Origin of the sequence: Micromonospora sp. NPDC092111 (assembly GCF_044755745.1) — a bacterium.
In the GTDB taxonomy this organism is placed as follows: Bacteria; Actinomycetota; Actinomycetes; order Mycobacteriales; family Micromonosporaceae; genus Micromonospora.
Genome location: NZ_JBIVRQ010000014.1, coordinates 60,262 through 75,957, shown reverse-complemented (window position 1 = coordinate 75,957; position 15,696 = coordinate 60,262). Strand labels below are relative to the sequence as shown.

Annotated in this window: 17 protein-coding genes; 8 read left to right on the top strand and 9 right to left on the bottom strand. The window is 65.5% G+C overall.

Annotated features, from left to right (window positions below; translation table 11 throughout):
• Positions 1-213: 213 nt before the first annotated feature.
• A complete protein-coding gene (locus tag ACIQG9_RS23825; RefSeq protein ID WP_400406237.1) occupies positions 214-753 on the top strand; it encodes a hypothetical protein in 540 nt (179 codons plus the stop codon).
• 1,069 nt (positions 754-1,822) lie between these two features.
• Here the strand turns inward: ACIQG9_RS23825 and ACIQG9_RS23820 are convergent.
• Positions 1,823-2,266: a DUF4279 domain-containing protein gene (locus ACIQG9_RS23820; RefSeq protein WP_400406234.1), complete on the bottom strand. Its 444-nt coding sequence runs from the start codon at positions 2,264-2,266 to the stop codon at positions 1,823-1,825.
• A gap of 175 nt (positions 2,267-2,441) precedes the next feature.
• Between ACIQG9_RS23820 and ACIQG9_RS23815 the strand changes: the two genes are divergently transcribed.
• The gene (locus ACIQG9_RS23815; RefSeq protein WP_400406231.1) at positions 2,442-2,984 is read left to right on the top strand and encodes a GNAT family N-acetyltransferase; all 543 of its coding nucleotides are present in this window, start codon (positions 2,442-2,444) and stop codon (positions 2,982-2,984) included.
• Positions 2,985-3,141: 157 nt separating this feature from the next.
• On the opposite strand, the gene ACIQG9_RS23810 is transcribed toward ACIQG9_RS23815, so the two are convergent.
• On the bottom strand, positions 3,142-3,636 hold the full coding sequence (locus ACIQG9_RS23810) for an HAD domain-containing protein (protein WP_400406460.1): 495 nt from the start codon (positions 3,634-3,636) through the stop codon (positions 3,142-3,144).
• A 157-nt stretch (positions 3,637-3,793) separates the two neighbouring features.
• On the opposite strand from ACIQG9_RS23810, the gene ACIQG9_RS23805 reads away from it, so the two are divergent.
• Entirely contained in the window at positions 3,794-4,042 is a 249-nt protein-coding gene (locus ACIQG9_RS23805; protein ID WP_400406228.1) for a DUF2283 domain-containing protein, read from the top strand.
• 216 nt (positions 4,043-4,258) lie between these two features.
• Here ACIQG9_RS23805 and ACIQG9_RS23800 read toward each other — a convergent pair whose 3' ends face one another.
• On the bottom strand, positions 4,259-5,434 hold the full coding sequence (locus ACIQG9_RS23800) for a hypothetical protein (protein ID WP_400406225.1): 1,176 nt from the start codon (positions 5,432-5,434) through the stop codon (positions 4,259-4,261).
• A 939-nt stretch (positions 5,435-6,373) separates the two neighbouring features.
• Here ACIQG9_RS23800 and ACIQG9_RS23795 point away from each other — a divergent pair.
• The gene (locus ACIQG9_RS23795; protein ID WP_400406223.1) at positions 6,374-6,754 is read left to right on the top strand and encodes an Mth938-like domain-containing protein; all 381 of its coding nucleotides are present in this window, start codon (positions 6,374-6,376) and stop codon (positions 6,752-6,754) included.
• Positions 6,755-6,855: 101 nt separating this feature from the next.
• On the top strand, positions 6,856-7,530 hold the full coding sequence (locus ACIQG9_RS23790; RefSeq protein ID WP_400406220.1) for a hypothetical protein: 675 nt from the start codon (positions 6,856-6,858) through the stop codon (positions 7,528-7,530).
• Between the two features lie 98 nt (positions 7,531-7,628).
• Here ACIQG9_RS23790 and ACIQG9_RS23785 read toward each other — a convergent pair whose 3' ends face one another.
• From ACIQG9_RS23785 to ACIQG9_RS23775, 3 genes are all read right to left on the bottom strand, one after another.
• Positions 7,629-8,336 carry a hypothetical protein gene (locus ACIQG9_RS23785; RefSeq protein WP_400406217.1) on the bottom strand — a complete coding sequence of 236 codons (708 nt, stop codon included), beginning with the start codon at positions 8,334-8,336 and terminating at the stop codon, positions 7,629-7,631.
• A 322-nt stretch (positions 8,337-8,658) separates the two neighbouring features.
• Positions 8,659-9,807, bottom strand: a complete 1,149-nt coding sequence (locus ACIQG9_RS23780; RefSeq protein ID WP_400406214.1) for a hypothetical protein — start codon at positions 9,805-9,807, stop codon at positions 8,659-8,661.
• 392 nt (positions 9,808-10,199) lie between these two features.
• Positions 10,200-11,344 (bottom strand): IS3 family transposase gene (locus tag ACIQG9_RS23775; RefSeq protein WP_400406211.1). Its coding sequence is split into 2 segments (ribosomal slippage): positions 10,200-11,071 and positions 11,071-11,344, totalling 1,146 coding nucleotides; the frame shifts between segments, so codons are not numbered across the junction.
• 801 nt (positions 11,345-12,145) lie between these two features.
• Here ACIQG9_RS23775 and ACIQG9_RS23770 point away from each other — a divergent pair.
• Positions 12,146-12,613, top strand: coding sequence for a winged helix-turn-helix domain-containing protein (locus tag ACIQG9_RS23770; protein ID WP_400406208.1), 468 nt, complete (start codon positions 12,146-12,148; stop codon positions 12,611-12,613).
• A complete protein-coding gene (locus tag ACIQG9_RS23765; protein ID WP_400406205.1) occupies positions 12,592-13,197 on the top strand; it encodes a transposase in 606 nt (201 codons plus the stop codon). The genes ACIQG9_RS23770 and ACIQG9_RS23765 overlap by 22 nt, the downstream gene beginning before the upstream one ends.
• Positions 13,198-13,201: 4 nt before the next feature.
• Here the strand turns inward: ACIQG9_RS23765 and ACIQG9_RS23760 are convergent, their stop codons facing one another.
• Positions 13,202-13,666: a hypothetical protein gene (locus ACIQG9_RS23760; RefSeq protein ID WP_400406202.1), complete on the bottom strand. Its 465-nt coding sequence runs from the start codon at positions 13,664-13,666 to the stop codon at positions 13,202-13,204.
• A 60-nt stretch (positions 13,667-13,726) separates the two neighbouring features.
• Positions 13,727-14,128, bottom strand: coding sequence for a hypothetical protein (locus ACIQG9_RS23755; protein ID WP_400406199.1), 402 nt, complete (start codon positions 14,126-14,128; stop codon positions 13,727-13,729).
• A gap of 152 nt (positions 14,129-14,280) precedes the next feature.
• Between ACIQG9_RS23755 and ACIQG9_RS23750 the strand changes: the two genes are divergently transcribed.
• Positions 14,281-15,039 (top strand): hypothetical protein, encoded by a 759-nt coding sequence (locus tag ACIQG9_RS23750; protein WP_400406196.1) that lies wholly within the window; start codon positions 14,281-14,283, stop codon positions 15,037-15,039.
• A gap of 43 nt (positions 15,040-15,082) precedes the next feature.
• Here the strand turns inward: ACIQG9_RS23750 and ACIQG9_RS23745 are convergent, their stop codons facing one another.
• Complete coding sequence (locus ACIQG9_RS23745; protein ID WP_400406193.1) at positions 15,083-15,577, bottom strand: hypothetical protein; 495 nt, start codon at positions 15,575-15,577, stop codon at positions 15,083-15,085.
• Positions 15,578-15,696: the final 119 nt, after the last annotated feature.

The following is a 15,696-nucleotide window of genomic DNA, read 5'->3' as shown; positions in this document are numbered from 1 at the left end:
GGACCTATCAGGTGAATCGCGCGTTAGATGCGCTACGCGCGGAATGTGATCAGGCGTGGCATTTCTACCAGGCGTCATCGCACACTCCGACAGCACACACCTACAACCAGTCACACTCCTCTCTATAGTGGTATCTCGATGCCCCACTTGCAAGACATGCCCGCTCAGTCCTGTTAAGTGCGGGTTCGACGCCGACTAAACCAAGGATCCCGGGTGACGCGAAGTGGCCCCGACCAGCCAGGTGAAAGACTGTCGTCTTCTACGATTCATCCTGCAGCCCCCGAATCTCGCCCGCTGCCCGACAGCGCAACCCACGACATGAAAGTTCCATTTGCAAGTTGCGAACCGAAATCTCGAATAACCGCCTCCACTGCCGTGATCCACACGGCGCGGAAGGTGAAGGCACCGCCCCAGGAGCGACCGACGCATGACAAAGAACCCACCGCGCACAACACCACAATGCCGCCTGCCAACCGCAGGCCGACCACTGTCTCGAATCAAGCCAACTCGGGCGTCGTGATCGCCCCGGCCTCGCAAGCCCCCGACCCGGGCAAGGGTGAAACTGCCCATAGGATGAAACGGGGCCACAGGCAACGCAACGACACCCGAACAGCGAGCGAGGCATCCGCCCCACCCTTCAAGAAGAGCTTCCTGGCCCACTTCACGAGCAAGGGGCGCGTCTGGGGCAAGCTCGCCCGGATCAGCGAAAGCGCCGGCCGCTGCGCTGTCTCGGCCGATGATCAGAGCATGTAGGCGAAGACCGACATGCCGTGCGCCAGAGGACCGGTGCACGGGCGCTCCCTCCTAGGGTCGATCGACGAGGACGGCGCGCCCCCGAAACAATCGATCAGGCCTGGTCGTGGGTCGAGTGCGGCGGCGAACTGCTCAACGCGGACATCAACGGCGTGTACGAGTTGGAGTCGAATAGCCGGCGCCGGCCCGCCGTGGTGTACCTCTTGATCAGCGTTCCGCCGGGGTCCGCCGCCAGCCGGTCGAGGATGACAGCAGCGCCTTCGGCGCACCGCTACCCGGGAACGACCTCGTGGCGGTATGCCCACACCCGCGTGCCGTCACTCAGAACCACCTCGACCTGGCCGCCCTCGTCAACGGCCGTGCCGACGAAACGCACCTGCTTGCCGACGTGTCCCTCGACCTTGTCAGCACGTTCCGGACGGAGTACCCACCCCAAGTTCACGGGCTCAGTGAAACGCACAGCACCCTCCCGAATAGAACAAACGTACGATCGCCGAGTCTAGCCAGCAGATACCTGCCACACCGCCGCGACACGTCGGTGCACCAGCAAGCGATGACCAGGCCAGGCCCTCGGAGACCGTCGCGCAGTTGGCCTTGGTCGCAAAGCAAGCGCCGGGACCGGCAATGGGCAGGTCGCGCCCGACGGCGGGAGAGGTGCTGGCAGCACACCCGACGACGCCCAACTCCGTGAGGGTGTAGGCGAGTCAGTCCGGCTTCGCCGCCGGTCGGGCGTCCACCAGACCACCAACGCCATCACCGACCTACGCGCGTCCACCAAGCCCACCATGAAGTGGCTGACCCGCAGGTGTCCCTGGCCCTGGAAGGCGGCAACGCTCCGGTCGTGGCAGAACGTGCCGCCCGGGTGCACCGAAGCGGATTCCCAGGCGCGCGACTTGGGGGCCGGCCTGCCCAACGTCCGGCGCCGGTACCACACGTCACTGAACCCAGGGGTGGCAGCACCGTTCGAGTCGGGCCAGGCTCCGGGGCCCGCTCATGATAAGCGGGCTCCCGAACCAGCCCAGCTCCACCGCTCAACTGCAACCGAGCGGCTCGCGGCAGATGAGGACGGTCATCGGCTCGAATGGGCTGTGAAGTCTCCTGCGTACTCATCCGATTCGACGCTTGCGCCCATCCGTGCGAGCAGTTGGATCTGCTCACAGCTCAGCCACCAGCCCATCGCGTTGTAGCCGCCGTCTGGGTCGTCGAACCAGCGAACCATCATCAGACCTGCGTCGACGTCGCCGCCGTCGACGAGGGCTCGCACCCGATCAGCGGCCGGCGCGATACGTGCAAGCACGGAGGACGCCTGTTCGTCGATTCGTCCGTGCGTCTCACAGCGGATCTCCCACCGATGAGCTGCCGGGACCAGCCTCGGCGACGTGCGACGGCTTCCCATGGCGGCGGTTCGATCCGGTTCAAGCCCGAGACATTCCGTGATTTGTTCGGCTGTCACCGCCTCGCTGTCGAGCCAGAAGTAGCAGTACTGCTGAACCTTCCACGGCGCGTCCACCATGTGCGCCAACCTATGCGTTCGGACCCATAGGCGTGCACTCAATTCGGCACGTCCGGACGTCGGAGACCGGCGCCGACGTCACCTTCGGTGACGAGCGCTTCGGCATGGTCGGACATGCGATGGCGGCTGGAAACGTGGTTGCTGCTCCATGACCACGTAAATAGGTTCGTCGTTCATGGATCCGGTGCAACACCACGAAACCACAACCCAGCGTGTGCTCGAGGACGACCGCATCGGCCTGCGCCCTCTGGCCGTTAGCGACGCTGACGCGCACCTGGCAGGCTGCGACGAGGCCATCATCAAGCGGCTCGGCGGCGGCGAACCATCATCACGAAGCCAGATTGAGGCGTGGCTCGAGACGAACGCGCGCGCGTGGGCATCCGGCGGTGATGTCGTCGATCTGGGAATCGAAGATCTCGACACCGGCCTCCTCTGCGGATGTGTTGGCGTCCAGCGCGGCCTGGACTACCTCAGCACAGGGCAGATCAACCTGACCTACGCGCTGTACCCGCAGTGGAGAGGGCATGGCTACGCGACCCGTGCAGTTCGGCTCGCCATGCAGGCCGCCCAGGCGCGACGACCCGTTGTAGAGTTCGTCATTCGAGCCGCCCCGGACAACCTGGAGTCGATCGCTGTGGCTGAACGAGCCGGCTTCGAGCGATCTGGCCAGACCGACGACGCCGACGGCGAGCTCATCTGGCTGACTCACCAGGCATAGCCCCCTGGTCATGGAAAGCAGCCTGGCGGCCTCGAGGCCAACCTCGGCGACCGGTGATGTCCGCAACCCGGTATGGTCCGCACCGAGGCTGACCGACGCAGCGTGACCGGTGCCGAGGCGCCAGCGCGCACCACCGGCGGCAGATCCGCGCAGCTGATCAACCGGTCGCTTCACGCTTTTCGAGCCACCTACGCACCGCGGCAAGGTCGGCGTCAGCCAGTCCGAGGAACGGATCGACGCGGTGCAGCAGCGCCGGCTGCGAGTGGTGCGCGGCAACCCAACGCCGATCGGCGTCCGTGATCTCATCATCGAGCCAAACGAACGCACGTCCGGCCGCCCACCGCGCCAGGTGCACAGTCTTCCAATGCACACCGCGCCCCGGCTCCTCGTCGTCAGGCCAGTCCACGACCGCAAGCACCGGAAGGCCGAGCCGCGGCGCGACGACCTCGTTCGCCTCCGCCATCCACGTGCTCGCCCAGACCAACTCGCCCGGCAGAGCGAGCAGACGTACGCCGTCAACTGGATCAAGCCGATCCAGCAGCGGATTGCCAAAGCCGTCAGCCGCGTCGCCTACCCCGCTGCCGAAACGGCGTGCGCCCGTCGACCGGGCCCGGAGCGGAATGAGCACACCGTCTACATCAACAAATATCAACGGTCGCGTAGCGCCGACAAGCACCCTGAAACCGTACCCCTAGGCCATCGGCGAGCCCGGACGGCATCCGACCCCATCGACGGATACGTCCACAGCGCACGAGGTGCGGCAGAAGCGTGCACCCAGGGGCAGCGCTGGCACTGCGAGACTTCCTGTCATGATGCCGTTGAGGGTCACGTACGACGAGGTCGCCAACGTGGCCTATATCTACCTTCAGCCTCCAGGCACTCGGGTGGCTAAGATGTACCCGTGCGACCCCGTTGATGTAGGCGGTATGATTAATCTCGATTTCGATGCGACTGGCCACCTTGTCGGTGTTGAGGTGCTGGATGCCCGCGCGAAACTCGCGCCGGTGCTTCTGGCGGCTGCTGAGGACGTCAGACGGCGGGCGCCGGATGTTAGATAGTCGTATCGCGCGCTTGGGTCTGCTGCACGTCGCCCAGGCTGACGCCGGCGTCGAGCATGGTGGTCACGAACGTGTGGCTTCTATCCGCACTGATCGTGTGCGGACGCCGTCGTGTGGTGATTCTGCTGCGGCAACTCCGGGCAGTCAGAACAGCATTCAGATGCCCGTTCGTGTCGCGATTCGGGGTCGCTGCGGTGATCGAGGTCGCGGTTCGATTCAGGAGCTGACAGGGTTGCCGTGGAGGTTGCCGTCGCCGCAAGGCCAGGGGCCATTGTCCAGCGGCGCAAGGCCGGTGCTGTCGAAGAGAAGCAGTTCGTTGTGCAGGCTGAAGGCGACGCGGCCGCGTTCGAGTAGCAGGATCCTGCTCATCACAGCTCGGTCGTCGTCCTGGGTGAACAGCGTCCGGGCTTGGAGATCGGGGTTGATAGCCAGTAGCTTCCCATCGCGCCAGAGCACGGCGGTGCCTTCGGCGTCCAGCGCGGGATAGGTGGTGTAGTAGCCGCTCAGCAGCGGGCCGTCGCTTACGGAACTGTCGGGGTTGAGGACACGGAACCGGGATCGCGATGGAGTGACGTTTTCGGATTCGGCGCTGCTGATGGTGCCGTGGTGGTCGATGAGCATCATGCCGTGGCTGGGCCAGGTCTGTTGTGCGTGCCCGTCTGGGTCGTAATGCGTTGTCGTGAACGCGCCATAGCCTTGCTGCCCGATGAGGAAAGACCCGGGTCCGGTGATGGCCTTGTGCATGTAAGGACCGGGCGGGGTGGTGGTGATGATCGAGCCGGTGGCGGTGTCGAGGATGGTGCAGACGCCGATGCCGCCGCGGCCATCGGTGATCTCGGCGAGTACTCGGTTGGCGGATACCAGCAGCGGTTCCCGGTAGCCGACCGAGATGGTTCGTGGTCGCCACGGCTTCTTCGGACGGAGTTCCCAGCCGGTGTCCACGCCCGCTTCGACGACGCCGGAAAAGGACAGCTCAGCGGCCGGCAAGTGTGTGGACCAGGTGGTGGCGCCGGTCTGGGTGTGGCGGGCGACGCGGGGTGCCTGACCGGCTCGAACTTGGCGGTAAGGGCTGGCTGGTAGCCAGATAGTGCAGAAGCCGTCGGGAAGCAGGACGAAGGTGCCGAGGTGTTCGTGGGCTTGATGCTCAGGGACGACCGAGCAGAGAACTTGGCCGTCGGGGCCCACTTCGGTAAAGGTGTGACCGGCGGCGCCGTGAAGCGCCAGCCAGACCGTGCCGGACGCTGTGACTCGCGGCGGCCGGGGACGCCCTTCGAAGGTGCGTTGCCAGATGACCCGGCCTGCGGGGTCGACGGCGGTGAGCACCGTGGCGTCGAGATTGCGTCCGGCGAAGCTGGTCACGAAGATCGGGCCGGCCGGGTCGTGGGTGGCCAAGCCCCAGACCTGCCCAGGCATGACCGTTCGGTCTGGGCTCATTCGCAGTTGATCCTCTCGATGCGTTGCCGTCAGCACGATAGTGCTCGGGGTCGGGCTCAGCACGGGCCGATCTGGGTGCTGCGTGTCGGTAGGCCCTCACGTTGGCGGGCACCGGGCCAGCAGTTGGGAGGCGGTTGATCTCGTCGTGCTGGGCGGCGAGTCGGGACGGCGCCTCGGTTTTGAATGCGGCGCGTTCGGCGATCGTTTCGTCGCGTTCGGCCAGCCGTTGACGCAGGGCGGTGTTCTCGGCTTTCAGCCGGTGATCTGTGTTGCTCCGGTTCGCTGCGCAGTTCCCGCCCTCGCGGGCCAAGAGACTGCTCGACAGGGCACATCCGGCACCGCTGGCACCCGAGGACGACGCTGAGGCAGGACAACCCGCCCTCGTCTACAGGTCATGGGCCCAGTATCTCGCCCACACGACTGTGGAAGAACGCCAGCGATGGTGCCGGGCAAAGGCGCGTACCGCGAATCGGGCGAGGCTCATGTCCGGGCCAGCGGACTGCAAGATCGTCGCCGCTGAATTCTGGGCAGTTCTCGAAGCCGCCGAAGGACGCTGCGAGCACTGTGGCTCCCTCGCCCTCGAACACCGGCCGACTGGCCACGACGCCCGACCGACACCGTGGGCACCCGTCGGCAGACGTATCGGCTCCCTCGGCCACCGCCTCACCCGCTTCAACAGCGGCTCCAACAACATTGCGAACCTGTGCTGGTCATGCCTGCGGTGCAACACCTGGCTGGCCGAACGGCGTCCGGAGCAACAGACCACGGTGGTCACCAACCCGCCAACGTGAGCGCCCGCTCCCCGGCCGCTCGGTCAGCGGCGTGAGCGTAAGGTCTGGCAGCCTGCACAGAACGTTCAGCCGCGGCCGACGCGGCTCCGTCCAGCGAGGGGCCGCCGTGTCCAGCGAAACAACTCGTTCGCCGCTCGTACTGGCGATCTCATGGGGCCACATGGACGTCGAGGACCTTGGAGTTGGCAAGGACTTCAAGCTCTACCCCAGCGGTGGCCGCCCGTGGGACTGGTCCGAAACCGGTACCCGCCACAGCCCCGGTGTTCAGCCCGATGATGTCCTAGAGCTTCTGGCCCACGGCGCCACGACCGTCGTACTGTCGCGTGGCATGCAACTGCAGCTGCAGGTCGACCCGCGCACCCTCAGACTGTTTGAGGAGCGCGGGCTGACCGTCCACGTGGCCGAGACCACCGAGGCAGTCCAGATCTACAACGACCTCGCCACCAGTGGCACCGCAGTCGCAGGGCTGTTCCACTCGACCTGCTGAACGCAACAATAGAGACACGCTTGCAGCGGCAGATCAGTACGCCGGCCGAGCCCCGGAGACGCACGACGAAGGATGTCCTACCTGCGTTATATCGTGCCAGCATGGCGAAAGTAGGCGATTGGGTGGGGGACCTCGGCCACCTCATGCTCGCGGATACGGCGTTGAGCGAGTTGCTGATCGACATGCTTCGAATGCTCGATTACGGTCACCTATCGTCGATGCCGAAGCCACCAGACTCTGGGCTCACCACTAAGCAAGCGGCCAAGCAGGTGCTCAAGTTTCAGGAGAAGTACCCGCACCTGTTGCCCGACCGCGCCAGCGAATGGTTGCTCGAAGTGCTCACGGCAGCCGACGAGCGCAATGAGCTGACGCATGCAGTCGCGTTGAACCGCTGCAACAGGTGCGGAACGGCCACTCTCTTCCAGCATCCGCGGACCGGAAAGTACATTGATCGGAGCGACGAGGCAGTGCAGGCGCTCACAGGGAGGCTGCTGGACCTGCGCGAGGCCGGCGACGAGATCGCGGTGCAGATCGCCAAGCTTGTAAACAAACACATCATCCTTGGGGCGATGCTGCTGGCGGACGACACCGGCGAAACGATAGTGCCCGAAACAGTCCACCCGCACATCGTCAACCATACCTGTGGCGACTGTACCGGAGACGGCCGCGCCACGGCGTCGGTCGTTCTTCAAGTGGGTGGCGTCGAGGTTAAGCCGACGGGGTTGACCAAGACACTCCTTGAGAATCGCGGAACAGGCGAAGGGGAAAGCGCGTGAGTACCGCAGCGCTTCGGCGGGATTCCGCACATAGCGCGGCAGTTGAGTGCAGTAGGACACCGGCTATGGCCGCTTTCCTAATTTTCTCGTGCGCTGAATCAGCTGTCAGCTGACTTAATAGCTCGATCCTTCGGGAGGCGCCAGCCTGCGGGAACGTCATCGTCACCGATACGCGGATTTGGGGACGGCAGTTGCCGTTCCTCGATTCGCACCACGTAGCGGCGCCACCCCAACCCTGTTTGAAACCTCGCCAACCAAAGTTCCGTCGAGCCCAGTGGTTGGCCAAGATCTCGCCGTGCCCGACCTCGAAACCAGACGTCCGAGATGCCGCGAGGGAGTACAAGGTCATCGACGTGCTCACTTGATCCGTCTGCATAAGAATCCGACAGCCGATAGAAGTAGTGGCCACCTCCCGAGTGGCCCCGCGAAAAAAGGAAGAGATGCCGTTCATCTGCCGGATGGGCCAGGAGCTTATCGAGGTTCTCACGGGCCCAGTCTTCCGCAAGCATCTCGGCACACACCTGAGCGAGTTCGTTCCAGCGCAAGGCGATCGATCCGCTCTCGATCTGGGGACGCCCTGCCTTCTTCGCTCGTGCCCACTCGCGCATTAGGCTCGTGGCCGGCGGTGAAGTGACCTCGACGATGCCCCGGCGCCTCGGCTCATCGGGGTATACCCAAGAACCGTCCGGCTTCTTGTTACCGGCGCCAGCATCCGCGAGTTTGATGTCGACGCCGAGCACCTGCTCTAGCGCCAGAAAGGCGATCTCTTCTTCACGGCTTGTCCTCGCTCCGGCCACGTTGCTCATGGGGTTGGAGAGTAGCCGGGTTCGGGCGGAGCGGGCACGCTCGAGACGGTCCGCGTGGATTGCGTCAGGGATGAATCGCAGAGAACACATGGACCCTGCGATGCACCTCGTTGGCTAGCTTGTCGGGCCTGCCGTGACCGGCTTGCGTGTTGGTCGGTGTCCGACTTTGCGATGAGCGGATGTCTGGTCTTGACGGCGACCAGCCTGGTTGACTCGGGTGGGCTGCGGTCCCTGCTGCGGCACTACGAATCGCACGCGTGGCGGTTTCGAGTTTGGTGTTGCGCACGGACGGCGGCGCTTCCGTGCGTTCCAGCGACGCGATTCAGGCAGTCGGAGGTGGCCGCAGCAGTCCGGCGAAGCCGACACCTCCGTCCGGAGGTGTCAACAACCACTCAGTCAGCTGATCGTTAATAAAAGCCAGAGCTCGGTTGACGAGGGCGTCGACGTCTGCGTATCCCTGCCCAGACGCGTAGTGCATGATAACGCCCTCAACGGGATCATCCGCCGTGAAAACTCCTGAAGGAACATCAGAAAGTCCCAAGTGGACAAGCCCGTTTCGAAGGGATCGCAAGCGGAGTACCTCAGCCAGCCCGGGATCATCGAGCAGAGACTCCAATCGCGCGAGGGTCGCTTTGTTTAGAGATGGGGTATTGTTGAGCTTCGCGAGTGATCGCACGGCATGATGTGCGACGACGAGCCGGTGTTTGAACGCCGCAAACCCGCAATCGCTGCAGCAGTTGGAAGTGGCGACGCTCGCGGCCGTGGCGACAGCGTTCTGAAGCAGGAGTAGGAGTGGGACGTATCGTTCGGGTACGTCTCCTGAGAACGCTTGTAAATAGCATTCTTGTGAGTCACCGTCACCCCAGACCCAGGCCGAATCCAGTTCGCCTGCCGGCGAACTGTGCTTGGCCTCGGCGAGGCCGAGCGCCTCGACCATTTGGCCGACACCCACGGCGAGGTCGTGAACGACTCGTCCCGCCGCTTGAATATTGTTGGGTCCAGGGACCTGGTTCCCGGAATGGAAAGCGAGGCTGATGCTGGTCGCCACCGGAATCTGACGCACGCTCAGCACAGCAAGATCGGGATTATGAATGCCAAGGAGTCGAGCCAAGCGTCGTCGCCTGCCCTCTCGGAAGGAAGCCCGTGTTGCATCTGCGAGCAAGCGGATGTCCCCCGCCAACTTCTCAATGTCGCGACGGTTGTCGTCGAAGAACTTACCACGTGTGCGCGATGCAGCCGCTAGCGCCGGATCCCATAGGAGGTCCGGCATGGCAATTCCAAGCTGCCGCGTGCAAAAGGCATGTGCCTCGAATGCAACCAAAACAGCATGCTGAAGGAAGACAAGTCCTCGTTCGACGACGTCTCCTCCGATGGCCGCGCACACGTACCCGAGGTCAGCTCGTGCGACCAGCAGGCCAAGCTGTGCGGACGCTTCGACCTCAGCCCTTGCTCCATCCCCGGCACTACTCATGCGCCTCATCCTGCCACCACGCGACATCCATGGCCATGACGCGTTTTCGTTGCTGGGGCCGCGCCATCGACCGGCACGGATAAAGTAGTGATGCCTCGCCGGGTACCCCAAGGATCGGTCAGTGGCAGGAAAGTGCGATTGCCACTCCTGAGTAGCCGCCAGGGCGGACGATCTCGGAGATCCTACCGACCCGGGCTCCTTCAGATGAGGCAGAATTTGCTGCGCGCTCTCATCGGCATGAGCGTGCGCCGATGCCGCTCCTGAGCGCGTCTTGCACGCACCGCATGTGAAACGGTTCGTGGGCCACAGCCGCTCGACCGACACCCCGCTGACTCACAGCCACCCGCGCTGGGGACTGCCCCGGGTTTGGTTGACTCGCGGGGTTGAGTGGTTCAGGCTGCGTGTGCGGGCCTGTTGATTGTCTCAAACTCGATCGGGGTGAGCCGTCCGAGGCGTCGTTGCCGCCGGCGGCGGTGGTAGGTGCGTTCGATCCAGGTCACGATGGCCATGCGTAGCTCGTGGCGGGTGTGCCAGCGCTGCCGGTCCAGGACGTTGCGTTGCAGCAGGGCGAAGAACGATTCCATCGCGGCGTTGTCGCCGCAGGCGCCGACCCGGCCCATCGAGCCGATCAATCCGTTGCGGTGCAACGCCTTGACGTATTTCCGGGACCGAAACTGACTGCCCCTGTCCGAGTGCACCACGGTGCCGGCCGGGCTGCGCAGCCGGGCCGCGTTGGACAGCGCCGTTACGGCCAGAGACGCTTTCATCCGGGAGTCGATCGAGTAACCGACGATCCGACCGGAGTACACGTCCTTGACCGCGCACAGGTACAGCTTGCCCTCGGCGGTGGGGTGTTCGGTGATGTCGGTCAGCCACAGCCGGTTGGGAATGTCGGCGGTAAACCGGCGTTGCACCAGGTCGTCGTGCACCGGCGGCCCGGCCCGCCTGGTCAGGCCCTTGCGCTTGGCGAACACCGACCAGATCCGCTGTTGTGAGCAGAGTCGGGCGACCCGGTTGGCGCTCGCGGTGATCCCGCGAGCGGGGAGTTCGTCGGCGATGAACCGGTAGCCGAACGCCGGATCATCGGCGTGGACGTCCAGGGCGGCGTTGATCAGGTAAGCGTCGGCCAGGTCACGCTGGGTGACCGGGCTCTTCTTCCACGCGTAGTAGGCCTGCTCGCTGAAGCCCAGCACCCGGCAGGTCACCGCGACGGGGATCCCGTCCGCGGCCAGGTCAGCGACCAGCGGGTATGTCATTTTGGGGAGATCTCTTTAGCGAAGTAGGCCGCGGCCCGACGCAGGATCTCGTTCTCCTGCTCAAGGACCTTGTTGCGCCTGCGCAGCTCCCGCAGCTCGGCGGACTCGCTGCTGGTGGCGCCCGGCCGGACGCCGTCCTCGACGTCGGCGAGCTTGAGCCAGCGGTGCAGGCACGCCTCGGAAATCCCGAAGTCCTTCGCGATCTGCCTCAACGGCGCCTCACCCTTACGAGCGACGGCGACAACGTCACGGCGGAACTCCAGCGGGAACGCTTTCGGCATGACAGACATCCTTCCAGCGAGGAACGCATCCTCACAGGTCAGGAGTCAACCGAACCGGGGGCAGTCCCCTGCCACACCGGCCGCCGCAGTTTCATCGCGTAGCCGGCGCCGACCCGGTCCGGACCCGCTGGGCACCCCGCTGACGAGCCGGGCGCCCGGCTCGTGCCGGCCCAAACCCCGCCCGTCGCGGTCTCCATCCGCCCCATGGTCAAAGTCCTCTCCACAGGCGGGTCAAGGACCCCTCTGCGCGGTACCAGGGGCAAGACAGCCGGGCGGAACTCAGATACGCCGACCCCGCCACCGTCACCGTCAGCCACCACCCCCAACCCACCGCACCGCCCCGACCCCGCCGGGATCCCAACCCAGGTCAACGCCCACGAACACACCCTCAGCGACCCCCACCACGACGACCACACCAGCGGACACAGTGAACAAACACCAACTGCCGGCCGACGCGCACCTCCACCATGATCCAGACCAGGCGACACACAAACGCACTGGTCAGCACGCACCGGCACGAACCCCACCCACACGGCACGCAAACTTTGGAGCACCAACGGAGCACCGATCTCCCGCATGATGGAAGATCACGGCACATAATGGGAAAGAATCAAGGCCGCAACCGACGTTTCCGCTAGTCACGGCCTTGATCCTGAGGTGCGCCCGAAGGGACTCGAACCCCTAACCTTCTGATCCGTAGTCGGCTACAGATCTTGAATGGTCAGGTTCGTCCGATGTGGTCTGTGTGACGGCGTGGGGTTGGGGTAGTTCGGTGGGATGAGGTATCCCGATGGAGGTGGGTTGTCCGCGCGGGGGCGGGCGAAGCGTGAGGCGGTGCGGCGGCAGGCGGCCGGGTGGTTCGCCGAGGGTGTGTCGGTGCCGGAGGTCGCGCGCAGGTTGCGGGTGTCGCAGACCGCGGTGTACGGATGGCGCAGGCGGTGGCAGTCCGGTGGTGAGCAGGCTCTGGCGTCGAAGGGGCCGGGCGGGTCTCGGTGCCGGCTGGATGAAGGCCGGCTGCGGCGGCTGGCCGACGCCTTGGAGCAGGGGCCGGCGGCGCACGGCTTCGGCGCTGATCAGCGGTGGACCCTGGCGCGGGTGTCGGACCTGATCGCGCGGATGTTCCGCACCCGCTACACCCTGCGCGGCACCGCGAACATCATGTACCGGCTCGGCTGGTCGGTGCAGGTGCCCAAACACCGTGCAGTCGAGCGGGACGAGGCGGCGATCACCACCTGGCGGCGGGAGGCGTGGCCAGCGGGAAAACGGTAGCGGCGCAACGTCAGGCGTGGCTGGTCTTCGAAGACGAGGCCGGCCAGACGCTGCGCCCACCGAAGGCGCGGACCTGGGGACGACGCGGCATCACCCCGGTCGTCCCGGTCACCGGCAAAGGATCCGGGCGCGTCTCGATCGCCGGGCTGACCTGTTACCGGCCCGGACGGCGGTCGCGGTTCATCTACCGCACGATCGTGCACCGCGGCCGTAAGAACGAGCGCCGCAGCTTCAGCGAGCGCGACTACATCGCCCTGCTGGATGCCGCCCACCAGCAGCTCGACGGACCGATCGTGTGCGTCTGGGACAACCTGAACACCCACGTCTCCGCCGCCATGCGGCAGATGATCGACGCCCGGGACTGGCTGACCGTAATCCGACTACCGGCCTACGCCCCGGACCTGAACCCCACCGAGGCCGTCTGGTCCCACCTCAAACGCAGCATCGGCAACCTCGCCGTCACCAGCGTCGACCACCTCCAGGCGATCATCCGCAACCGACTCAAGAGCATCCAGTACCGCACCGACCTACTCGACGGCTTCCTCGCTCACACCGGACTGACACTCGAACCCGACACAACCTGACCATTCAAGATCTGTAGTGACCTCTGCCGAAGGCATCTGCCCCGTGACCGGTTCCCCGGTCAACGGTCCCAGAGGTCCCGGGCAGCCGCAGACTCACCGCCAGGCCCAGGCCGGAGCAGACGAAGAATGCCGCCATCCAGCTGTTGTCCGATGCGGGGATGGCGAGCAGTGCGGGCAAGACGGCGACCGGCAACCGCACGAGGATCTGATTACGGATGCCGGTCGAGCAGACCGCCGCGATCAGGCCGGAACCGGCCAACCACGCCATGAAGCCGTAGCACGGCACGCTTAGGATGTAGCCGTTGACCAGCCGGGCAACATCCACCCCGTCGCCCGACGAGACCTGGTCGGCCAGAGTGACCGCCACGTAGACCAGCGAGATCACCGCCAGCGTGATCGGCAGGTTCCAAAGGAACCAGGCGACGCCCCAGCCGGACCGGCCGGCATCGCGACGCGTCCCACTCTCCATATGCATAACCTCCAACCCGTGCTGCGGGGACGGGCCTCCCGGCCCGCCCCCGCAACGGCGTCACGAACAGAACCACGGAGCAAACAGAATCTGGCATCCCTTCTTGGTCAACCGGAGGTCCGAACCGGGACTGCTGGTACCGGCGTCACCGTCGACCCAGACCTCGTGCCGGTCGGGGGCCAGCGGGTTGAGATTCCATATCGCGCCCCCCGGATAGCGATGCGTCGACTTCGCCAAGAAGCGGGGGTCCTCACCACGGCGGTACTGTACGACCTCCACATCGGGGAAGGCGTCTCCGTCGATCTGCACCTTGGCGACCGTGCCCAGGTTGCCGGCCGAGGCGAAGCCGTGCGGGGCGCTGGGGGTCAACGTGATGTTCATGGAAATCGCCGGCAGGATCTTGGCAGCCGCGTTCTGCGCGTCCACCTCGAGCGAGGCGCCACCATCCGGAGCTTGGCTCACCGCATAGTTGTTGCCCTTATCGAACTCCAGAGGGTCGGAGTCATGCAGCGGCCTCGGCTCGGATCTGCCGACGTCGGCACGTCGCGCGGGACAGACCTCGGCAATTCAGAGTGCTTCGCGCGCATCGAGGTCGATGAGGGAAGGTGCAGCCGATGGAGTCCCTGGCGATGCTGCTGCGGCCGGGCAACGCCGGCTCGAACACGGTCGCCGACCATATCCGGGTGTTGGGTGAGGCCCTCGCGCAGGTCCCGCTGCACTACCGCCACAAGATCCTCATCCGGGTCGACGGGGCCGGGGCCACCCACGAACTGCTGGAACACCTGCAACAGATGAACACTGCCTGGCGCACGGTGCGGTTCACCGTCGGGTGGACGATCACCGACACTGACGAGGCCGCGATCGCCGACCTGCCCGCCGCCGCCTGGAGCGACTCGCTCGACCAGGACGGCGCCGCCACCGCCACCGCCCAGGTGGCCGAACTGACCGGCCTGAACACCCGAGCCGAGCGTTGGATCGACGGACTGCGGCTGCTGGTGCGGCGGACCAAACCGTCACGGCGGCACCGCAACCGGCTGACCGCCTTCGAGCGGCGTACCGGCTGGCGGTACGCCAGGGGCCGTCGGCGACTTGCCGTGGGACACGGAACTGGGCCGATGGGCCTCCGCCGCCTACGTGCAGTACCAACAGCTGACCGACGGCCAGTACTCGGTGCTACGGCTGCTGCCGAAGTCCGCAGAGTCGGCGAGGTTGCGTCCCATCACCATCTCGGGTCGGCTGGAGGTCACCTCGGGGTCGCCCGAGCATCAGGCGGTCGAGAACTTCGTGCAGTTCGGTACCCCGTTCGTGGACGTGCCGGGAACCGTCACCGAGGTCAGCGGGCCACCCGGCGTCGCCAGGTCCACGCCCGGTAAAGGGCGTTTCCGGTTCATGGTCGCTCCCGAATCCGCCGCTGATCTACCGGACCTGGAGATCCGCCTGCTCGACACGACCGGCACCGCGCGTCACACCCTGGACCTTGTCGACGTGGAGGTGTCCAACGGGTTGGAGGGCACCGGATTCTGGCTGTCCGGATACGACCGGGGAGGCGCTGTGCAGTTCCAGTTCTTCCTCAACGGCAGGGACGGCGACGCCGTGCAACTGAACGCCCGTTCGCTTATGGGAAAAGCGCCAGCCGACGTGCTCCCGGCCGTGCGCTTGACCGCTGACCTCGGCTCCGGCATGGGAATCATGGCGGCCGTGCGAGGTGGTGGCCCGGCCGTCACCCCCATCTGGGAGATGAGCGACGAGCCAGTGACGCCCGTGGCCCGCTGGCATGTGCGTCTGCTCGAAGCGCTGATCGCGATCCAACGCCACACCTACCAACGCATCACCGTGCCGGACGTCGACGCCACATCGACGGCTGACCTGAACGCGATGCTGCGGGTCGGTCGGCTCCTCCGCGGCGAACATGTCGAGGGGACCTGGTCCGAGATTCCCCCCACGGTCACGTCCCCCGAGAACCTGCCGGTCGGCGCCGACGAGTTCACCTTCGCAGGAGTCTTCCCGATGACCGTGCGGATCAACGGCAG